At 27.4% G+C, this 19,631-nt stretch carries 21 protein-coding genes; 20 read left to right on the top strand and 1 reads right to left on the bottom strand.

Going from position 1 to position 19,631, the window contains the following annotated elements; all coding sequences use genetic code 11:
* Positions 1-89: 89 nt before the first annotated feature.
* The 14 genes from QZ321_RS10620 to QZ321_RS10555 all read left to right on the top strand — a co-directional run bounded on the left by QZ321_RS10620 (position 90) and on the right by QZ321_RS10555 (position 12,085).
* A complete protein-coding gene (locus QZ321_RS10620) occupies positions 90-479 on the top strand; it encodes a hypothetical protein (RefSeq protein ID WP_291747363.1) in 390 nt (129 codons plus the stop codon).
* Positions 480-530: 51 nt separating this feature from the next.
* Positions 531-1,394: a site-2 protease family protein gene (locus QZ321_RS10615; protein WP_291747360.1), complete on the top strand. Its 864-nt coding sequence runs from the start codon at positions 531-533 to the stop codon at positions 1,392-1,394.
* A gap of 149 nt (positions 1,395-1,543) precedes the next feature.
* Positions 1,544-3,403: a TIGR03960 family B12-binding radical SAM protein gene (locus QZ321_RS10610; RefSeq protein WP_291747358.1), complete on the top strand. Its 1,860-nt coding sequence runs from the start codon at positions 1,544-1,546 to the stop codon at positions 3,401-3,403.
* A complete protein-coding gene (locus QZ321_RS10605) occupies positions 3,387-4,088 on the top strand; it encodes a TIGR03936 family radical SAM-associated protein (protein WP_291747423.1) in 702 nt (233 codons plus the stop codon). The genes QZ321_RS10610 and QZ321_RS10605 overlap by 17 nt, the downstream gene beginning before the upstream one ends.
* A gap of 12 nt (positions 4,089-4,100) precedes the next feature.
* Positions 4,101-5,546, top strand: coding sequence for a ribonuclease E/G (locus tag QZ321_RS10600; protein WP_291739674.1), 1,446 nt, complete (start codon positions 4,101-4,103; stop codon positions 5,544-5,546).
* Between the two features lie 128 nt (positions 5,547-5,674).
* Positions 5,675-5,986, top strand: coding sequence for a 50S ribosomal protein L21 (gene rplU, locus QZ321_RS10595; RefSeq protein ID WP_133014022.1), 312 nt, complete (start codon positions 5,675-5,677; stop codon positions 5,984-5,986).
* 9 nt (positions 5,987-5,995) lie between these two features.
* Positions 5,996-6,370, top strand: coding sequence for a ribosomal-processing cysteine protease Prp (locus tag QZ321_RS10590; RefSeq protein ID WP_291739676.1), 375 nt, complete (start codon positions 5,996-5,998; stop codon positions 6,368-6,370).
* Between the two features lie 5 nt (positions 6,371-6,375).
* Positions 6,376-6,675 carry a 50S ribosomal protein L27 gene (gene rpmA / locus QZ321_RS10585; protein WP_042399852.1) on the top strand — a complete coding sequence of 100 codons (300 nt, stop codon included), beginning with the start codon at positions 6,376-6,378 and terminating at the stop codon, positions 6,673-6,675.
* A gap of 155 nt (positions 6,676-6,830) precedes the next feature.
* Positions 6,831-8,117, top strand: coding sequence for a GTPase ObgE (gene obgE, locus QZ321_RS10580; RefSeq protein WP_291747356.1), 1,287 nt, complete (start codon positions 6,831-6,833; stop codon positions 8,115-8,117).
* 14 nt (positions 8,118-8,131) lie between these two features.
* Entirely contained in the window at positions 8,132-8,437 is a 306-nt protein-coding gene (yhbY, locus tag QZ321_RS10575; RefSeq protein WP_291739678.1) for a ribosome assembly RNA-binding protein YhbY, read from the top strand.
* 2 nt (positions 8,438-8,439) lie between these two features.
* Complete coding sequence (nadD, locus tag QZ321_RS10570; RefSeq protein ID WP_291739679.1) at positions 8,440-9,048, top strand: nicotinate-nucleotide adenylyltransferase; 609 nt, start codon at positions 8,440-8,442, stop codon at positions 9,046-9,048.
* Position 9,049: 1 nt separating this feature from the next.
* Positions 9,050-9,625: a bis(5'-nucleosyl)-tetraphosphatase (symmetrical) YqeK gene (gene yqeK, locus QZ321_RS10565; protein WP_291739681.1), complete on the top strand. Its 576-nt coding sequence runs from the start codon at positions 9,050-9,052 to the stop codon at positions 9,623-9,625.
* A 52-nt stretch (positions 9,626-9,677) separates the two neighbouring features.
* Positions 9,678-11,033, top strand: a complete 1,356-nt coding sequence (locus QZ321_RS10560) for an LCP family protein (protein ID WP_291747353.1) — start codon at positions 9,678-9,680, stop codon at positions 11,031-11,033.
* 152 nt (positions 11,034-11,185) lie between these two features.
* A complete protein-coding gene (locus QZ321_RS10555) occupies positions 11,186-12,085 on the top strand; it encodes an RluA family pseudouridine synthase (RefSeq protein WP_291747350.1) in 900 nt (299 codons plus the stop codon).
* Positions 12,086-12,136: 51 nt separating this feature from the next.
* Here the strand turns inward: QZ321_RS10555 and QZ321_RS10550 are convergent, their stop codons facing one another.
* Positions 12,137-13,447, bottom strand: a complete 1,311-nt coding sequence (locus QZ321_RS10550; RefSeq protein WP_291747347.1) for a D-alanyl-D-alanine carboxypeptidase — start codon at positions 13,445-13,447, stop codon at positions 12,137-12,139.
* Between the two features lie 152 nt (positions 13,448-13,599).
* Here QZ321_RS10550 and QZ321_RS10545 point away from each other — a divergent pair, with 152 nt between their 5' ends.
* From QZ321_RS10545 to QZ321_RS10520, 6 genes are all read left to right on the top strand, one after another.
* On the top strand, positions 13,600-14,310 hold the full coding sequence (locus tag QZ321_RS10545; RefSeq protein WP_291747345.1) for a helix-hairpin-helix domain-containing protein: 711 nt from the start codon (positions 13,600-13,602) through the stop codon (positions 14,308-14,310).
* 125 nt (positions 14,311-14,435) lie between these two features.
* Positions 14,436-15,107: a hypothetical protein gene (locus tag QZ321_RS10540; RefSeq protein WP_291747344.1), complete on the top strand. Its 672-nt coding sequence runs from the start codon at positions 14,436-14,438 to the stop codon at positions 15,105-15,107.
* A gap of 43 nt (positions 15,108-15,150) precedes the next feature.
* A complete protein-coding gene (locus QZ321_RS10535; protein ID WP_291739694.1) occupies positions 15,151-15,432 on the top strand; it encodes an RDD family protein in 282 nt (93 codons plus the stop codon).
* A gap of 152 nt (positions 15,433-15,584) precedes the next feature.
* The gene (gene rlmD / locus QZ321_RS10530) at positions 15,585-16,940 is read left to right on the top strand and encodes a 23S rRNA (uracil(1939)-C(5))-methyltransferase RlmD (protein ID WP_291747342.1); all 1,356 of its coding nucleotides are present in this window, start codon (positions 15,585-15,587) and stop codon (positions 16,938-16,940) included.
* Between the two features lie 163 nt (positions 16,941-17,103).
* Complete coding sequence (locus QZ321_RS10525; protein WP_291747340.1) at positions 17,104-18,750, top strand: RNA-binding domain-containing protein; 1,647 nt, start codon at positions 17,104-17,106, stop codon at positions 18,748-18,750.
* Positions 18,751-19,048: 298 nt separating this feature from the next.
* Positions 19,049-19,631 (top strand): restriction endonuclease subunit S (locus tag QZ321_RS10520; RefSeq protein WP_294196781.1); only part of this gene is annotated, 583 nt, incomplete at its 3' end.

Genomic DNA, 19,631 nt, shown 5'->3' with positions numbered 1-19,631 from the left:
AAATATGCAATGTATTGTATTTATAATACATTGCATATTTTTTTGTTTATAAAAATATAATCTAATAAGAAATTTTTTAGGAGGAAAAAATGAGGAGTTATAGTAATCAATACAAAAAATACTATCAAGAATTACAAAGTAAGAATCTAGGAAAAAATTCACCTGTTTATAAAAGAAATACATTTGAAGCTGTATATGAAAGTGATATGAAAAAAAATAAAAAGAAAGATTTTTTTTCAAGCATGGCTAATGTTTTTATTTATCAATTGGTTGTTGTTATATTCATGTTTATGGCAGCATTTTATTTGAAGTATTCTCCAAATGAACAAAACTCTTATAAAAATGTAAAAGCAGTAATGAATGATAAAACTTATAGTATTGAAAACCAAGAAATTGAAGTACTTAATTTTTCAGAGATATTAAATAAGATAAGCAATTACATAAAGACAAGCTTAAATGGAGGAAAAGCTGATTTTTAAAATAAAAATTAAGGAGGCAGCAATATAATGTGAGTCTATAAGGGTGGTGTAATGGATAGATGGAAAAAGGGGTTTTTAGCTGAAATTATATTATTTTTTATACTTATTAACTTAAATGAATCAATTATTTTAGCATTTATAAGTATTTTTCTTCATGAAATATCTCATATAATTGTAGCTAAAAGGAATGGCTGTAAATTTAATAACTTCAAAATTCATATATATGGTACAAGTGCTGAATTTATAAATATTGAGGAATTATCTAAGAAAGAAAAAATTCAAATATATTTAGCTGGACCATTTATGAATTTAGTTATTATATGTATATTTTTTTTTATCAGTCTAATAACTAATAATAATATAGTAAGTAAAATGATTAACATTAATTTAAATTTATTATTTTTTAATATTCTTCCTGCGTATCCTTTAGATGGTTCTAGGATATTAGAGATTATATTATCTTCAAAAATATTATTTAAAGAAGTTATAGATATAATTTCTAAAATTAGTTATATGATAGCATTTGGACTAATTGCCATATCATTAATTATATTTATGTATAATGATGGTATAAATATTAGTTTAATTATTGCTGCAATAATAATCTGTTTAATAACTAAAAGTGAAAAAAAATCAGCAATGTATATATTAATGGGAAATATATTTATAAAAAGAAATAAGCTATTAAGAAATAATTATATTGAAAATAAAAGTATATCTGTGTATTACAAAATGGGTTTAGTAAATGTTATGGCAATTATAGATAAGAATAGATTTAATTCTTTTTATGTTTTAGATGATGATTTAAGACTTTTGTTCATAATGTATGAAGATGAACTTATAGAAGCGTTAAAACTTTATGGAAATATTACATTAGAGGAATATTTTAATATAAAAAACAAGAATTCGAATTAGTTTACTTTTTTATTAGTAGTATGCTAGAATAGCATTTAGATAGTTAGTAATTAGAAGTTATAAATTAATAGTTAGTGAAAAAAATTCGGCATAAGCTGAATTTTTTTCACTAACTTTATAGCTATTAACTAAGTTAAAGGAGGAAGCTTATGAATAAAATAACTGATGATATTTTATGTAAAGTAGAAAAGCCATCTAGATATGTAGGGGGAGAATTAAATCAAGTTATAAAAAATCCAGAAGATGTTAATATAAGATTTGCATTTTGTTTTCCAGATGTATATGAAGTGGGAATGGCTCATTTAGGAACAAGAATTTTATATCATACTATAAATGAAAGAAAAGATACATATTGTGAAAGAGTTTTTGCACCATGGCCAGATATGGAAGCATTAATGAGAGAAAATGACATAAAATTATTTACTTTAGAAACTAAAACTGAATTAGATAAATTTGATATGCTTGGATTTACTCTTCAATATGAAATGAGTTATACAAATATATTAAATATGCTTGATATGTCAGGAATAACAATAAGAGCAAGTGAAAGAGGAGAAGATGAGCCAATAATTATGGCTGGAGGTCCTTGTGCATACAATCCAGAACCTTTATATGATATCGTTGATTTCTTCGAAATTGGTGAAGGTGAAGAAATGATGAATGATGTTTTAGAGGTTTACGCAAAACATAAAGCAAATGGGAAAGTTAATAAGAAAGAATTTTTAAGAGAAATTTCAAAGATAGGTGGAATTTATGTTCCAAGTCTTTATGATGTTACATATAACGAAGATGGTACTATAAAAGAGTTTAAGCCTAAATATGATGATGTACCAGCTAAAGTAAAAAAGAGAATTGTTAATGATTTTGATTCAGTAGCATTTCCAGATGAAATGATAGTTCCTTATACTGAAATAGTACATGATAGAGTTGTATTAGAAACTGCTAGAGGATGTACTAATGGGTGTAGATTCTGTCAAGCTGGTATGATATACAGACCAGTTAGGGAAAAGACTACTAATACTTTATTAGAACAAGCTAGAAAAGCTCTTAAAGCTACTGGATATGATGAAGTATCGTTATCTTCTTTAAGTATTTGTGATTATTCTAATATACAAAATTTAATATCTAATTTAATTTTAGAACATGAGCAAAATAAAGTCGGAATAGCACTTCCATCAATAAGAGTTGATGCTTTTTCGGTAGATTTAATTAAGGAAATTCAAAAGGTTAGAAAGACAGGATTAACTTTTGCTCCAGAGGCTGGTTCTCAAAGAATGAGAGACATAATAAACAAGGGGTTAACTGAAGAAAGAATTTTAGAAGCAGCTAAAAGTGCCTTTGAATCAGGATGGAGTACTATTAAATTATACTTCATATTAGGATTACCTTATGAAACAACTGAAGATGCAGCTGGAATTGGTGAATTAGCAGAAAAAATGGCTGATGTTTATTTTGGAATTCCAAAGGATGTTAGAAATAAGGGATTAAAAATTACAGTAAGTACATCTATTTTAGTTCCAAAACCATTTACTCCATTCCAATGGGCTCCAATGGCTAGACCAGAAATAGTTGCTGAAAGAATAAAAGCTGTTAGAGATTCAATAAAATCAAGAAGTATAGTTTATAACTATCATGAGCAAGAAGTTTCATTTATGGAAGCTGTATTTGCAAGAGGAGATAGAAGAACTTGTGACGTCTTAATAAAAGCATTTGAAAAGGGTGCTAAATTTGATGGATGGTCAGAATATTTTAATATGGATATATGGAATGAAGCTATTTCAGAATGCAATTTAGATCCAGAGTTCTATGTTTATAGAGAAAGAGATTATGACGAAATTCTTCCATGGGACTTTATAGATATTGGAGTTAATAGAAAATATCTTGAAAGAGAAAATGAAAAAGCAAAAAAAGCTGAGCTTACTAAAAATTGTTTAGAAGGCTGTACAGGTTGTGGAATAAATATAAACTTTAAAGATGGGAAGTGTTTTGAAGGTGCGATACGTAATTAAATTTACTAAGGGTGAAAATATTAAATTCATTGGTCATTTAGATTTAATGAGAACTATTCAAAGAATAATAAAAAGATCAGGATTACCAGTTGAATATTCGAAGGGATTTAATCCCCATATGTCACTATCAATAGCACAACCACTTTCAGTTGGAGTTTATTCAGATGGTGAATATTTAGATTTAGTTTTAACTAAATCTATTGGAGTAGGAGAGGTTTTGGAAAAACTAAATGAAAGTACAACAGAATCAATTAAGTTTTTACATGCAACTCCTGTTGAAATAATAGAAAATGTTAAGAGATTACCACAAGCTATGGCTCTTTTAGATGGAGCAAGATATACAATTAAGGTAAAACTTAATGGAACTTCTAAAGTTGAAGAAGAAATGATGAAAACTTTAAATGAGGATAAATGGGAAATAGTTAAGAAAACTAAAAAAGGTGAAAAGCTTACTGATATAAAACCTTTAGTTAAAGAATTTAAATATTGGGTAAAAGATAATGAATTAATTTTAAATGTATTAATAGCAACAGGAAGCAGAGAAAATCTTTCAGCTGATCTTTTAGTAACTTATTTAAAAGGGAAAATATCAGAAATTAATGATAACTCTTTTGTAAATATAAAAAGAGAAGAGATGTATATATTAAAAAACAATAAGTATGTTCCTTTATATAAGGGGATTTAAGGTAGTTTTAATATGAGAGAAATTTTCGTTGAAAAAAGAGAAAGTTTAATTAGAATTGCCGTAAAAGAAGAGGGTGAATTGATGGAGTGCTTAGTTGAAGAGGACTCCATTGAGCCACAAATTGGAGAAGTTTATAAAGCAAGGGTTAAAAATATAATTCCAGGAATTAATTCTGTATTTTTAGATATAGGTTTAGAAAAAGAAGCCTATATGTATTATAGCGAAGAACTAAAAAGGTTAGGAATAAAAAAAGGCCAAGATTTATTAGTAGAGGTTTTAAAAGAACCTTTAGGAAATAAAGGGGCTAAGGTTAGTAATAAAGTAACTGTATTAGGTAAGTTCATTGTTTTAACAATAGGAGATGAAGGAATAACCTTATCTAAGAGAATTTCTGATGTAGAACAAAAAAGAAGATTAACAACTTTAATAACTCCTATTAGAGGAATTGGAATCGTATTTAGAACGGAAGCAGAGTTTGCAACTGATGAAGAATTAAAAGAAGAACTTGAGTATCTTTTAAATAAAAGAGATGAAATGGAAAGAAAACTTAAATATTCTAAATCTATAGGTAAGGTTAAATCAAATAGTTTAATTACAAGGTTTTTTGAGGAATTAAGCAATAAAAAAACAAAGGTTATAGTTGATAGTTTAGAGTTTTTAGAGCTGATTAAAAGTTTAATTAATGATAAAGAAAATTTTGAGTTTAATTTATATGAAGGTACAAGAACTTTATTTGATTATAGTGGAATAGAAAAGGAAATAATTAAGCTAAGGCATAAAAAAGTTAATATTCCTTGTGGTGGATATATTGTAATAGATAAAACGGAAGCTATGTATGTGATAGATGTTAATAGTGGAAAAAACACAAAGGGTAGAGACTTTAATAAAACTATAATGCAAACTAATTTAGAGGCTGCAAAAGAAGTTGGAAGACAAATAAGATTAAGAAATTTAAGTGGAATAATAGTTGTTGACTTTATAGATATGAGAGATGAAAAACAAAAGATTCCTGTACTTAAAGAACTAAAAAAATCTTTAGAAGCAGATAAAGGAAATGTTAAGATTTTTCCTTTCACAGAACTAGATTTAATTCAAATAAGTAGAAAAAGAAGAGGAAAATCTATTTATGAGTATTTAGAGGAGCCTTGTATAAAATGTAAAAGCAATGGATTTCTTTTAAAATTATCATATATAGAAACTCTTATTAGAAATGAAATTATAAAATGTTCAAATGAAAATTCTATAAAGGATTTTTATATTGAAATTGATAAAAACTATGAAGAGAATGTAAAAGGTGACTTATTTAAATTTTTAAAAAGCATTGATGGATTAGATAAAGAAATTTATTTAAACTTTGTTAATGACATAGAAGGCTATAAAGTTGAGCCACTTATATTCTCAAACCAAAAAGAAAATTACCAAAAATACAAGATAAAAACAATTGAAAAAGTAAAATAAATTTCTTTACAAAATGTATTTTTATATGATAAAATGTCATATGTAAACCGCACATAACGGGTTTTAATAAAAACAAAGTTAAATCTTTGTACCTAAATTGGCGAGACCGTTTAAGAGGAGGTGTTTTAATGTACGCAGTAGTATTAACTGGAGGAAAACAATACAGAGTTCAAGAAGGAGACGTAATATACGTTGAAAAATTAAACGCTGAAGTTGAATCAACAGTAGAATTAACAGAGGTTTTAGCTGTTTCTAATGGAGAAACTTTAACAGTTGGTGCACCAGTAGTTGCTGGAGCTAAAGTTGTTGCTAAGGTAGCTGCTCAAGGAAAAGCTAAGAAAATCACAGTTTTCAAGTATAAGCCAAAGAAGGACTACAGAAAGAAGACTGGTCACAGACAACCTTACACTAAATTAGTAATCGAAAAAATCGAAGCTTAATTGTAAGTTATGATTAAGGTTATTATATTTAAGAAAAAACATATATCTCTTGGCTTTAAGATAGAAGGTCATGCTTTATCAAGAGAAGAAATTGAAAATACTACAGGTGATTCATATGATATGATTTGCAATAGTGTTTCAGTATTATCTCAAAGTACTGTAATAGGTATGCAGGAAGTTTTAAAACTACCAATAAAGTATGAAATAAATGATGGATTTTTATCATTGAGGTTAACTAATCTTAAAAAAGAGGATATTGAGAGAGGACAGGTATTACTTTTAACCTTTGAAAAAAGTTTAGAAAGTTTAATGATGTCCCTTGAAGCTAGTTTTGGTAAAAATAGACGAAATAAATATATAAAAATAAAATTCGAGGAGGTGTAAAGAGTATGTTAATGATGAACCTTCAATTATTTGCCCACAAGAAAGGGGTAGGTAGTTCAAAGAATGGTAGAGATTCTGAATCTAAGAGATTAGGAGCTAAAGCTGCAGACGGAGAATTCGTTTTAGCTGGAAACATCCTTTACAGACAAAGAGGAACTAAGATTCACCCAGGTTTAAACGTTGGTAAGGGTGGAGATGATACTTTATTTGCTAAGGAAGACGGAATCGTAAGATTTGAAAGAATGGGAAGAGACAAGAAGAAAGTTTCTGTTTACCCAGTAAGCGTTGAAGAAATAGCTGAATAATTATATTTTATATAGGTAAAAGCACCCGTAAGGGTGCTTTTATTCTTGTAATAAATATCTTTTTTATATATACTATTATAAAATATATATGTTAAGGAATAATAAAAATGAATTATCATGTTTAACATTAAGAAGTTACAAGGAGGTTAGTAACTATGTTTATAGATAGAGCCAAGATATTAGTTAGATCAGGTGCAGGTGGAAATGGTGCTGTTACGTTTAGAAGAGAAAAATATGTTCCACTTGGAGGACCAGATGGTGGAGATGGAGGAAAAGGTGGTAGTGTTATATTTACAGTAGATACTGGATTAACAACACTTTTAGATTTCAAATATAAGAAAAAGTTTATAGCAGAATCAGGAGGAAATGGTTCAGGTTCTAAATGCTATGGTAAAGATGGAGAAGATTTATACATAAGAGTTCCAATGGGAACTATTATTAGAGATTTTGAAAGTAATAAAGTTATTGCTGACCTTTCTCATAAAGATGATACATATGTTATTGCAAGAGGTGGTAAAGGTGGTAAAGGAAACTGTAAGTTCTGTACACCAACAAGACAGGCGCCACACTTTGCAGAACCAGGTATGCCAGCAGAAGAAAGAACTTTAATGCTTGAGTTAAAATTACTTGCAGATGTTGGATTAGTTGGATTCCCTAATGTAGGAAAATCAACTTTATTATCAACAGTTACAGCAGCTAAACCTAAAATAGCAAATTATCACTTTACAACTTTAAAACCAAATTTAGGTGTTGTTAAAGCAGAAGGAATTAATTCTTTTGTTATGGCTGATATTCCAGGAATAATTGAAGGAGCGGCAGAAGGTGTAGGATTAGGTCTTGATTTCTTAAGACATATAGAAAGAACAAGATTATTAATACACGTTGTTGATATATCTGGGGTTGAAGGAAGAGATGCTTTTGAGGATTTTGTTAAGATAAATGAGGAACTTAAAAAGTATTCTGTAAAGCTTTGGGATAGACCTCAAATTGTTGTAGCTAACAAAGCTGATATGCTTTATGATGAAGAAGTTTTTGAAGATTTTAAGAAAAAAGTTAATGAATTAGGCTTTGATAAGGTATTTAAAATGTCAGCAGCAACTAAAGCTGGGGTTGATGAAGTTATTAAAGAAGCTGGTAAGATGTTAACAGAAATTCCAATAATGGAATTAGAAATACCAGAAGAAGAAAGATATGTTGAAGAAGAAAAGAAATTTACTTATGAAATCAACATTGAAGAAGGTGAAGAATTTAACACATATGTTGTTACAGGATCATTTGTTGATAGATTACTTGCATCTGTAAATATTCATGATGCAGACTCATTAAGATACTTCCATAAGGTACTTAATAATAAGGGTGTATTACAACAAATTAGAGAGATGGGTGTACAAGACGGAGACATGGTTAGATTAAATGACTTCGAGTTTGAGTACATATTATAGGAGGATTAAATTAAATGATAACAGGAAAACAAAGAGCTTATTTAAGAGGGCTTGCAAATACAATGTCACCAATATTTCAAATAGGTAAAAATGGTGTTGAAGAAACATTTTTAAGACAATTAGAAGAAGCTTTAGAAGCAAGAGAGCTTATAAAAATAAAGGTTTTAGAAAATAGCGGATTAGCAGCTAGAGAAGTTTCAGATGAAATATGTAAGCTTATAGGTTGTGAAGGAGTTCAGGCTATAGGAAGTAAAATTGTATTATATAAAAAGTCTGAAAAGAAACCTAAAATAGAATTACCACAAGGAAAAAATAAATAATTATGAAGAGATATGGTATGATGGGTGGGACATTTAATCCTATACATTCAGCACATTTATATATTGCATATGAAGCAAAGGAAGCTTTAAACTTAGATAAAGTTATATTTATGGTTTCAGGAAATCCACCTCATAAAAAAGAAAGTCCAGTTATAGATTCTAAGTATAGATATGATATGGTTAAAATGGCTATAAATAATTATCAAGGTTTTGAAATTAGTGATTATGAAATTCAAAAGCAAGGGTATAGTTATACTTATGAAACATTAAGATATTTAAAAGGTGATGAAGAAGATATTGAGGTCTTCTTCATTGCTGGTGCTGATTCTTTAATGGATATAGAAAAGTGGAAAAATCCTGAACTTGTATTAGGAAATTGTACATTTGTAGCTTTTAATAGAGGAGAATATACAAAGGAAGTTCTTGAAGGACAAAAGAAAAAATTACAAGAGAAATATAATTGTAATATAATTTTATTAGACGTAATTAATTTAGATATTTCTTCTTCTATGATTAGAGAAAAAATATTAGAAGGAAAAAGAGTAGATTTTTTTATGCCAAATGAAGTAATGGAATATATAAAATATAATAATTTATATAGAGGAGATTAGAATGTGGGGATTAGATGAAATAAAGGATTATTTAAGAAGCAACTTAAAGCCAGCTAGGTATGGGCATGTTTTAGGTGTAGTTAATACAGCTATTAAACTTGCAGAAACTTATGGTGAGGATAAAGAAAAAGCTGAAATAGCAGCTCTTTGTCATGATGTTGCAAAAAATATGAGCAATGAAGAATTAAGAAAAATAATAGAAGATGAAAATATTATTTTATCAATAGACGAAGAAAATACTAAAGAGTTATGGCATTCAATAATTGCTCCTATAATAGCTAAAAAGGTTTTTGAAATAAAAGATGAAGAAATTTTAAATGCAATGAGATGGCATACTACAGGAAAAGAAAATATGACCAATCTTGAAAAAATAGTTTATTTAGCTGATTTAATAGAACCTTCTAGAAAATTTGAAGGGATAGATGAAATTAGAGAAGTAGCTTATAAGGATTTAGACTTGGCTATGTTAAAAGCATTAACTCATACTACTATATATTTATTAAATAAAGGTTGTGCAGTTGACATAAATTCTGTTAAGGCACGAAATTATTTAGTATATAATACTAATAATAAATAAATTTAAATACTATTAAATTTTTATTATTATATATAAGGTAAGGGGCGGGATAATGGCAATCAATAAAGATAATAGAGGGGGCAATGGTAGGAGAATCTCTAATAAAATAAATAGAGGAGATTTAACCCCTAAAGAACAATTAAATATAAAAAGGAAATTAAGAAAAAAAGAAAAAAGGTCTACTATTATAAAAAGGGCTATTTTAGCTTTAATTTTAACAGTATTAATATTAGTAACATTAAGTGGAATATATTTATTTTCTTTTATTTCATCTTTAAATAATAGTGATGTAATAGCAGGTGTTAAACCAAGAGCAAATGAAACAGTAAATATATTATTATTAGGTATGGATATAGGAGATTCGGAAAATATTTCGAATACTTCAGCTAGAAGAACTGATACTATGATACTTTTAAACTATAATCCACGTACTGATAATATAAAGGTAGTTTCTATTCCAAGAGATACTTTAATTGAAGTAGAAAATGCACGTGATGGTGAAGGTAATTATATTCCTTACTGGAAGATAAATGCTGCTTATGCTTTAGGTGGGGAAGAAGAAGTTATAGAACAAGTTGAGGGATTATTAGATATAACAGTTAATTATCTTATAGAGATTGATTATGCTGCATTTAGAAATTTAATTGATGCTGTTGGTGGAGTAGAAATGTTTATAGAGAGGGATATGTACTACGATGATGATGCACAAGACCTTCATATAAATTTTAATAAAGGTGAGACAGTATTATTAGATGGACAAAAAGCAGAGGAGTTCTTTAGATGGAGAAAAAACAATGATGGTACAGGTCTTGCTGATGGAGATTTAGGAAGAATTAAAAATCAGCAAAAGTTTATATCTGCATTAATAGAAAAATGTACTAATCCAATGATAGTTACTCAAATACCAGATATTTTAAAATCTATAAAAGAAAATGTAATAACTAATATGCCTGGTACAGAGATGATAAAGTATGGATTAAAAATGATAAGTAATTCAGGAACATCTATGAATACATTACAAGGATATAATGAAAGAATATATGGACAAGACTTTTTAGTCGCAGATTCTTCATATAATAGAAGTATAATAGAATCATTAAAAATTACTAGTGAAGCAGATAATAGTGAAGAAAAAAAGACTTCTTCTATTATGGTTTTAAATGCAACTAGGGTAAATGGATTAGCAGGTAATTTAAAAACTGAGTTAGAAAAGTTAGGATATGCTACTATAAGTACTGGAAATTATGAAAAAAGTAAAGAATCAAGCATATTATCAAATAATAAAGACTTAAGAAAGTTATTAAGTGAAGATACAGGTATTAAAAATCTTTCAAAAAATAAAGAGTCAGAATATCAAGATTATGATGCAGTAATAATAATTGGTGAAGATTACTTAGAGTTTAGGTAAAATTTTAGAGTTAAGAGTATAGAGTTAAGAGTTTAATTTAAAGTTATAGTGACTTTAAATATAATTTGTTATAAATTATAATAATAATTTAAGCAGTAATTCTTAATTTTTCATTCTTAACTCTTAATTATTTAATGGAGGTAAAATTTTTTATGAGTACTTTAGAAAAATGCGTTGAAAAAAGCTTTGAAGGAAGAAAGATAAGAGAATATCTAAAAGAAGAAATGGGATTATCGTCAAGGCTTATAAGAGGAGCTGCACTAGATAAAAGAATAATAGTAAATAATGCTCCTGTAAGAATGAATTATGTTTTAAAAGAAAATGACAACATACTTATTAAATTGAATAAAAAAGAAACTCAAAATATTGAACCAGAAAATATAGATATAGATGTAGTTTATGAAGATAGTGAAATCATAGTTGTAAATAAGGGACCTAATATGGTAGTACATCCAACTAAAAGATATCAGTCAGGAACTTTAGCAAATGCATTATTATATTATTTTAAAGAAACTAATCAAGATTGCATAGTAAGGTTAGTTAGTAGATTAGATATGGATACATCTGGACTCATAATAATAGCTAAAAACCAATATGCTCATATGGAATTATCTAATGATATGCAAAAAAATGAAATAGAAAAAAGATATTTAACTTTAGTACATGGTCATATGGAAGCAATGGAAGGGACAATAGATAAGCCAATTTATAGACCAGAAATTGAAGGAAATATGAGAAGGGTTGTAGATGAAAGAGGACAAAGAAGTATTACTCACTATAAAGTAGTTGAAAGATTAAAAGATGCTGATTTAGTTGAGTGCTTATTAGAAACAGGTAGAACTCATCAAATTAGAGTGCATTTATCTTCTATGGGTCATCCTATTTATGGAGATACCTTATATGGATATGAATCAGATTCAGAGATTATTAAAAGGCAAGCACTTCATGCATATGGTTTAAACTTTAAGTCCCCAAAAACTAAAAAAGAACTTAATTTAAGAGCGGAACTACCAAATGATATAAAGGCTTTATTAGAAAAATTAAGAAGTTAAAAAAAGGAGTTAAAATAAACTTGTACAATAGTTTATCTTAACTCCTTTTAATTAAAATTTATGTTTATTTCTTATATAAGAACGTCTAGCTAAAAATCTTCTTTTTCTTCTTTTATGTCTGTTAATTAATATAAGTATTATAAATAATATTAGTATTGTAAGAATAGTAACTATTCCAATAATTAAATATTTATTAGAGATAAATTTTAAAATAGAGTTTTTAACCATAAGTTTAGTTGTATATTCCCTATCTATACCACTAGCTAATTCGATATTAGAAACCTTATTATTATTAATTGAAAGTGTAGCATCAAATAAAACTTCATCTTTTTTTATTGACGTAGTGCTTAAATCTTTATCAGTATAATTTACAGATATTTTAGGATTAGTTACATTTTCACCACCTCCTATATTAAAGGTATAATAAACATCTTCTGTTGAAACTAAAGGAATAGAAGTAGATTTATCTATAAAATAATCATCTAATTTATCACCTTTAGAAATTACCTTTTCTGTTTTAAAATTATCAAAACCCCAATCAAATAATTGTCCTACACTTGTATATAATCCATCTTTATCAGTTGCATTTAAAAATGCACCAACTATAATTTGATTATCTTTTTTAGCTACAGCTGTATATGAATGATTTGCAGCTATTGTATATCCGGTTTTACCACAATAAGCATATTCATATTTATATTTTGAGTCTTCATTAAGCAAGTGATTTTTATTAATTGCCCATTTTTCTTCACCGGTTGGATAAGGTTGATTTTTATAAAGATAAGAAGGTGTTCTAGCTATTCTAACAAAATCTTTATTTTGAGAAGCGTATGCCATTATTAAAGCTAAGTCATGGGCTGTAGTTAAATGACCTTCTTCAGTTAATCCACTTGGATTTTTAAAAGTAGTGTTAGTTGCACCAAGCTCTTTAGCTTTTTTATTCATAAGTTTTGCAAACTCCTCGTTTGAGCCAGATATATGTTCAGCAATAGCTTCAGCACAATCATTTCCAGATAAAAGAAGTAATCCTAAAAGTAATTCTTCCATTTTGTAAACTTCACCTTTAACAATTCCAAGTCTAGAACCGTCAGCTAATGGTGGTTTTTCACCTATAGTTACATCATCATCTAATTTGCATTTCTCTAATGCAATTATTGCCGTCATTACCTTAGTGGTTGAGGCAGGCATGTACTGAAAATTAGCATTTTTTTGATAAAGTACTTTTCCTGTAGTTGCATCCATAAGATAAATACCTTCGGAATAAAGGTTAGGTAATGCAAAAGGGCTTATTGTTGTTAAATTTGTTAGTATGCTTGTAAGTAAAAACACCAAAGCAAACATTTTGCATAATAATTTTTTCATAAATTTCTCCCTTAAATTTCACATGTTATATGTCTTAAGTTTATCAAAAAAAAGATATAATTCTATAGATAAATTATTTATAAAGTTTAGATATAAAATTTATGTTAATAATTATAATGAAATTAACAAGAAAGGAGAAGAAATAAATTCTAATGGAAAATTTAAAAGATAAGAAAACTATAGGGATAATAATAATTCTTGTGATAATAGCAAGTATAACATTATTAACCTATGGGGGAAATAAGAAAAATGTTTTTAAGGATGAATATATGAACAATATTTTTATAGATGAAGAAGGAATTGATTTAGAAGAAGAAATAAATATAGATTATTCAAAAAAGGATGAGGATAATAATACAGAAACAAATACTAAAGAAAGTAAAACTAATGAGACTTTAGAAACAAGTTCTACAAATTTAATAGTAGTTGAAATTAAAGGTGAAGTAATGAATCCAGATGTTTATACCTTAAATGAAGGAAGTATAATTAAAGATTTAATTGATGCAGCAGGTGGATTAACACAAGAAGCTGATATTTCAAAGATAAATAGAGCTAAAGAAATAAAGAATCATGACTTAATAGTAATTAAAAATATACATGATATTACTGTAGAGGGGGAAGAGGAAGTACAACATGAAGAAGATTCTGAAACAACCAAAGAAAGTAGCGATGGAAAGATAAGTATAAATAATTCTGATTTAAATAAGTTAAAAGAAATTCCGGGAATAGGAGAAGTAAAGGCTAATGCTATAATTTCATATAGGGAGGAGCATAAAGGATTTAAGTCTATTGAAGAAATAAAAAATGTTGATGGAATAGGTGAAAAGACGTTTGAAAAGCTAAAAGATAGTATTAAATTATAAACTATAATGTTAATTTTGCGATAAATATATTGACAAATGCTTTTAAAATAGATGTAGTTAATGTTATAATTAATAAGATTTAGGAAAACATATTATTAAAAAATAATAGTGTAAGGGGGAAGAACATGAAGAAGAAGGCAATATCTTTAGCATTAGTTGCAATTTTAGCTATTAGTGCGGTAGGATGCTCAAGCAACAATGGTGAAGGAAAGTCAACAAATGATAATCAAAAGAAAATAGTTGAAAATGTAGATATACTTCCAGGAACATGGTCAGAAGATTATACTAGAGAACAAGTTAAAGAACTTTATGAAAGATCATTAGCAAGTGTAAAATCAACAGCTAAGGGATATTCACTAGAGTATAATGTTACAGAAGATGAAATAAAAGAAGAAAATGGCGAATCAATTAATGATACTTACATATATTTTGATATTCCAGAAGCAGAAAGATTAGAAAGTTTATACTTTGGTTTTAAACAATATGGGTCAGATTTAGCAAATGGAAAATTAGAAATGAAATTAGGATATAAACTTGATAAAAAGATCATATTAGAAGCTGGAAAGTTTGAGTTTGAAAATTTATCATTATCAGCCTTTTCACAAGCATTTACTGGAGATTATGAAAGAGATTATACCGAATTAAATAATCAAATATATGATGCAATTAAAAATGGTACAGATGAGGGTATAGAAACCATAACAAATAATGTTGATGGATTAAAAGAAACAGTAACAATAACAAAAGATTTTTTACTTTATAAATTAGAAAGTAGAGTATATAACTTTAAGAAATAATAAGCTTTAATTATAAATATAAATTTTATGGAGGTAAAAGTTGGTGGATAACAATGAAGAAATAATAGATGCTAAAGCTGATAGTAAAATGATGCACTATACAAAAGTTATTTTAAGTGGAGTTTTAGATCAAATATTTGCTATAGGTTTATCATTAATAGCATTTGGTATATTTGATTTAGCTTTAAGAATTTTTGGATATAGAGTAGCTTTAAGAGAAGAAGTATTTATGATTATTTATGTAATAATTAATGTATTATATTATCCAATTTTACATGAAGTTTTAAAGGGAAAAACTTTAGGAAAAAGGTTCATATTTAGATAATTAAAAAAGACATCTCTATAATAATTTATAGAGGTGTTTTTATTTTGCTTATAATGTATAATACTAATAGTTAGAAGCTAAAAGGGTTTTTAAGACTTTTATTTTAAAAGTTTAAATTTAATAAATAATTAATTTTTAGATTGGAGCGTAAGATGAAAAGAGGAAGTCAGTTAACATTAAAAATAAACAATATAAAGTTTCCTTCAACTGGAATTTCGGAATGTGAAGGAAAGAAAATTTATGTAAAAGGTGCTTTTCCGGGGCAAACAGTAAAAGCTACTGTTAAGAAAAATAGAGATGGATATGCAGAGGCTAAGCTTGTAGAAGTTATTGAAAAAGCTGAATATGAAATTAATCCACCATGTCCTCACTTTGGAATATGTGGAGGATGTAGTTCTCAAAATTTAACTTATGAAAAGCAATTAGAGTTATTAAGTGAGGAAATTTGTGAACTTTTTGAAGAAAAAGATTTACCAATGGGAATGTATCTTGGAGTAAAGGGAAGCGAAAACTGCTTTGAATACAGAAATAAGATGGAGTTCACTTTTGGAGATTTAGAAAAGGGTGGAGAACTTACTTTAGGAATGCACATGAAAGGGAAATCTTTTGGTGTATTAACTGTTGATAGTTGTATGATTGTTGATGAAGATTTTAGAACGGTTCTTAAAACAACTGTAGATTATTTTAGAAAAACAGGATTACCTTATTATAGAGTAATGAGAAGAGAAGGGTATTTAAGACATTTAGTTATTAGAAAAGCTACTAATACTGGTGAATTTATGGTTAACTTAGTAACTACAACTCAAATTGATTTTGATTTAACAGAATACACTGAATTACTTAAATCTCAAAATTATAAGGGTGAATTAGTATCTGTATTACATACTGAAAATAATTCTTTATCTGATGCAGTTGTACCTGAAAAGGTAAATGTATTATTTGGAAGAGATTACATAGTTGAAACTTTACTTGGTCTTAAATTTAAGATATCACCATTTTCATTTTTCCAAACTAACTCTAAGGGAGCAGAATCACTTTATAGTTTAGTTAGAGATTTTATGGGAGATGGTGAAAATAAGGTTGTTTTTGACCTTTATTGTGGAACTGGTACAATTGGTCAAATTGCTGCACCTAATGCTAAAAAGGTTGTTGGTCTTGAACTTATTGAAGAAGCTGTTGAAGCTGCAAAGGAAAATGCTAAGCTTAATGGTTTAAGTAATTGTGAATTTATAGCAGGAGATGTTGCTGAAACTATTAAAAAGGTTAAGGATAAGCCGGATATAATTATATTAGACCCACCAAGAAGCGGAGTGTCTCCTAAGGCTTTAGATTATGTAATTAAGTTTAATGCTCCAGAAATAATTTATGTTTCTTGTAATCCAAAGACAATGGTTGAAAATTTAGATGTATTATTAGCTCATGGATATAAGGTTGATAAGAGTACAGTTAAGGATATGTTCCCAAATACACCACATGCTGAGACTGTTGTTAGATTATTTAAAAGATAAATATAAAGTAGGAATTACAATAGATTTTGTAGTTCCTTTTTTATATGGTAAGATATTAAATAATAAGAAATAATGATATATAAATTCTATCAACAATTTTAGAAAAATGTTGATAGAGTTTGTTGATAAAAATTTAAATAGTAATATAAAAAGAGGTGAGAGTATGGACAATGATATTAAAGATATAATTGCAAGAGGGGAAAGTATTGATGTAGAGTTTAAAAGTTGGATAAGGGTAAAAGAAAAAGAATTAATGAAGATTCTTACTAAAGAAGCTGTAGGATTAGCAAATACTAAAGGGGGAGTAATATTAGTTGGAGTTGAGGATAACGGAGAAATAACTGGATGCGAAAACTATAATACGCAAAATATCTTAGAGAGTATATATGATAGAACAATTCCAAAGCTATTTAATAGTATTGAAGAGGTAAATGTAGATGATAAAATAGTTTTGGTAATAACAGTTGAAAAGGGAGATTGTATTTATGCTACATCGGCAGGTGAAACTTACAAGAGATTAGGTAAAAATACAAAACCAATGTACCCAAAAGATTTTCCAACTAATGAATATGCAAATGTAAATAATGATTTTTCAAATTTAATAATAGAAGATTCAACGGAAGATGATATAGATACATTAGAGGTATATAAATTAAAAGAAAAGTTAAGAGCTAGAGACCAACAATCTACTTTGCCTAATATGGATGATAAGGCGTTTTTAAAAGACTTACATTTACTTAAAGAAAAAGATGGGCAAACAAAACTTACTATTGCGGGGATGCTTTTTGTTGGTAAAGAAGCTTCAATTAATAGGTGTATACCACAGGCTGAAATAATATATTTACATTATAGTGACTCTAATACAACCGAATATGATAAAAGAATAGATTTTAAGATGTCTATAATTTCAGTATTAGATAGATTAACTGAAATCATAGAGGCGAGTAATTATATAAGTAATATACAAATTGGATTATTTAGAATGGAAGTTAAGGATTTTCCTACAAATGTCTTTCAAGAGGCTCTTCTAAATGCAATTTGTCATAGAGATTATAGGAGTAATGGAGCTATTTACGTTAAACATTATTCAAGTAAAATACTAATAGAAAACCCGGGTGGGTTTCCTAATGGAATAAATGAAAATAATATAATAACACATCCATCAGTTTCGAGAAATAAACTTATTGCAGAAACATTACAAAAGTTAAAATATGTTCAAAGATCAGGTCAGGGAGTAGATATAATTTTTAGGGATATGATATTTTTAGGTAAGTCAATACCTACATATAGTATTTATAGTGATGCAATAACATTAACACTTAAAAGTGATCTTGAGGATAAAAACTTCACTAAATTTCTAATGGAAGAGCAAGATAAGAAACAAATTATTTTTAATACTAGCCAAATAATATTATTGAAATACTTAAAAAATAATAAAGTGATTACAATAAAAGATGCATCTAAGTATTGTCAATTATCACCACATGATACACAAGATGTAGTAAATGAGTTAAGAGCTTATGGGTATGTAGAATCTAACGGATTTAAAAAATATATTCTTTCAGAGAAAGTTTATTATGGATTAGGTGATGATGTTGGATATATAAAAGATAAAGATGTTGAATATATAAGAGCAAAAGATATGGTGGAACAATATTTAAGAAAAAATGAATCTATAAACAACTCAAAAATGAGGGAACTTTGTGGATGTGACGATAGAAAAGCAAAGTATTATATAGATAAAATGGTAAAGGAATCTATGATAGAGCCTAGAGGAGAAAGAAGATATAGAGTGTATATAAAGAAATAGCGTATCAACATTCTATCAACAATTTATATTATATTGTTGATAGAATGTTGATAACAGTAGAGGTATTTGTTGATAATTAATATAGTAACTACATTACATCTGTATTTATATTTTGTTCACATACAGCACACACTGAGACTGTTTTTAGGTTAATTAAGTAATTAATTGATACATGAATTTAATAAAGTATATAATTATATATGAAATAGTGGTGGTAGGAATTTATATGATAATAAAAGAGATAACAAGCTAGTGATAGAAGCAAAAAAGTTGCTATTGATGATTGGAGAGTAAGGGTATGAAAAAATATAAGATAGGAGAACTAGGTAGTGTTTTTACTGGAAATACTCCAAGTAAAAGAAATAATGAATTTTATGAATCAGATGATATTATGTTTATAAAGCCAGATATATTAAGCTTTGATATTATAGATATAAAACAATCTAATGAATATTTATCTGAAAAAGCAAGAAAAAAAGCAAGAATAATTCCTAAGGGGAGTTTATTAGTTTCTTGTATAGGAAACATAGGAAAATTAGGAATAAATATTGAAGAGGTTGCATTTAATCAGCAAATAAATGCAATTGTACATAATAATAAAATAACTTCTTCAAAGTATTTAGCATACTTATTAAAATATAACCAAAAAAAATTAGAATCTATAGCAAATGCTCCTGTTGTTCCTATAATAAATAAAAGTCAATTTTCAGATTTTGAATTATTAATACACGAAGAGTTAGAAATTCAAAGAAAAATAGTAGAAATATTAGATAAGGCACAAGAATTAATAGATAAAAGAAAAGAACAAATAAAAGAATTAGATGAGTTAGTTAAATCACAATTTATTGAGATGTTTGGTGATCCAATTACTAATCCAAAGA

Origin of the sequence: uncultured Clostridium sp., assembly GCF_910588715.1 — a bacterium.
In the GTDB taxonomy this organism is placed as follows: domain Bacteria; phylum Bacillota; class Clostridia; order Clostridiales; family Clostridiaceae; genus Clostridium.
This window is presented reverse-complemented; position numbering and strand designations above follow the sequence as displayed.

Bases quoted from the DNA above. Each gene is read 5' to 3' on its own strand.
- QZ321_RS10620 (WP_291747363.1), top strand. From the start codon at position 90: ATGAGGAGTTATAGTAATCAATACAAAAAATACTATCAAGAATTACAA.
- QZ321_RS10615 (WP_291747360.1), top strand. From the start codon at position 531: ATGGATAGATGGAAAAAGGGGTTTTTAGCTGAAATTATATTATTTTTT.
- QZ321_RS10610 (WP_291747358.1), top strand. From the start codon at position 1,544: ATGAATAAAATAACTGATGATATTTTATGTAAAGTAGAAAAGCCATCT.
- QZ321_RS10600 (WP_291739674.1), top strand. From the start codon at position 4,101: ATGAGAGAAATTTTCGTTGAAAAAAGAGAAAGTTTAATTAGAATTGCC.
- rplU (WP_133014022.1), top strand. From the start codon at position 5,675: ATGTACGCAGTAGTATTAACTGGAGGAAAACAATACAGAGTTCAAGAA.
- QZ321_RS10590 (WP_291739676.1), top strand. From the start codon at position 5,996: ATGATTAAGGTTATTATATTTAAGAAAAAACATATATCTCTTGGCTTT.
- rpmA (WP_042399852.1), top strand. From the start codon at position 6,376: ATGTTAATGATGAACCTTCAATTATTTGCCCACAAGAAAGGGGTAGGT.
- obgE (WP_291747356.1), top strand. From the start codon at position 6,831: ATGTTTATAGATAGAGCCAAGATATTAGTTAGATCAGGTGCAGGTGGA.
- yhbY (WP_291739678.1), top strand. From the start codon at position 8,132: ATGATAACAGGAAAACAAAGAGCTTATTTAAGAGGGCTTGCAAATACA.
- nadD (WP_291739679.1), top strand. From the start codon at position 8,440: ATGAAGAGATATGGTATGATGGGTGGGACATTTAATCCTATACATTCA.
- yqeK (WP_291739681.1), top strand. From the start codon at position 9,050: ATGTGGGGATTAGATGAAATAAAGGATTATTTAAGAAGCAACTTAAAG.
- QZ321_RS10560 (WP_291747353.1), top strand. From the start codon at position 9,678: ATGGCAATCAATAAAGATAATAGAGGGGGCAATGGTAGGAGAATCTCT.
- QZ321_RS10555 (WP_291747350.1), top strand. From the start codon at position 11,186: ATGAGTACTTTAGAAAAATGCGTTGAAAAAAGCTTTGAAGGAAGAAAG.
- QZ321_RS10550 (WP_291747347.1), bottom strand. From the start codon at position 13,447: ATGAAAAAATTATTATGCAAAATGTTTGCTTTGGTGTTTTTACTTACA.
- QZ321_RS10545 (WP_291747345.1), top strand. From the start codon at position 13,600: ATGGAAAATTTAAAAGATAAGAAAACTATAGGGATAATAATAATTCTT.
- QZ321_RS10540 (WP_291747344.1), top strand. From the start codon at position 14,436: ATGAAGAAGAAGGCAATATCTTTAGCATTAGTTGCAATTTTAGCTATT.
- rlmD (WP_291747342.1), top strand. From the start codon at position 15,585: ATGAAAAGAGGAAGTCAGTTAACATTAAAAATAAACAATATAAAGTTT.
- QZ321_RS10525 (WP_291747340.1), top strand. From the start codon at position 17,104: ATGGACAATGATATTAAAGATATAATTGCAAGAGGGGAAAGTATTGAT.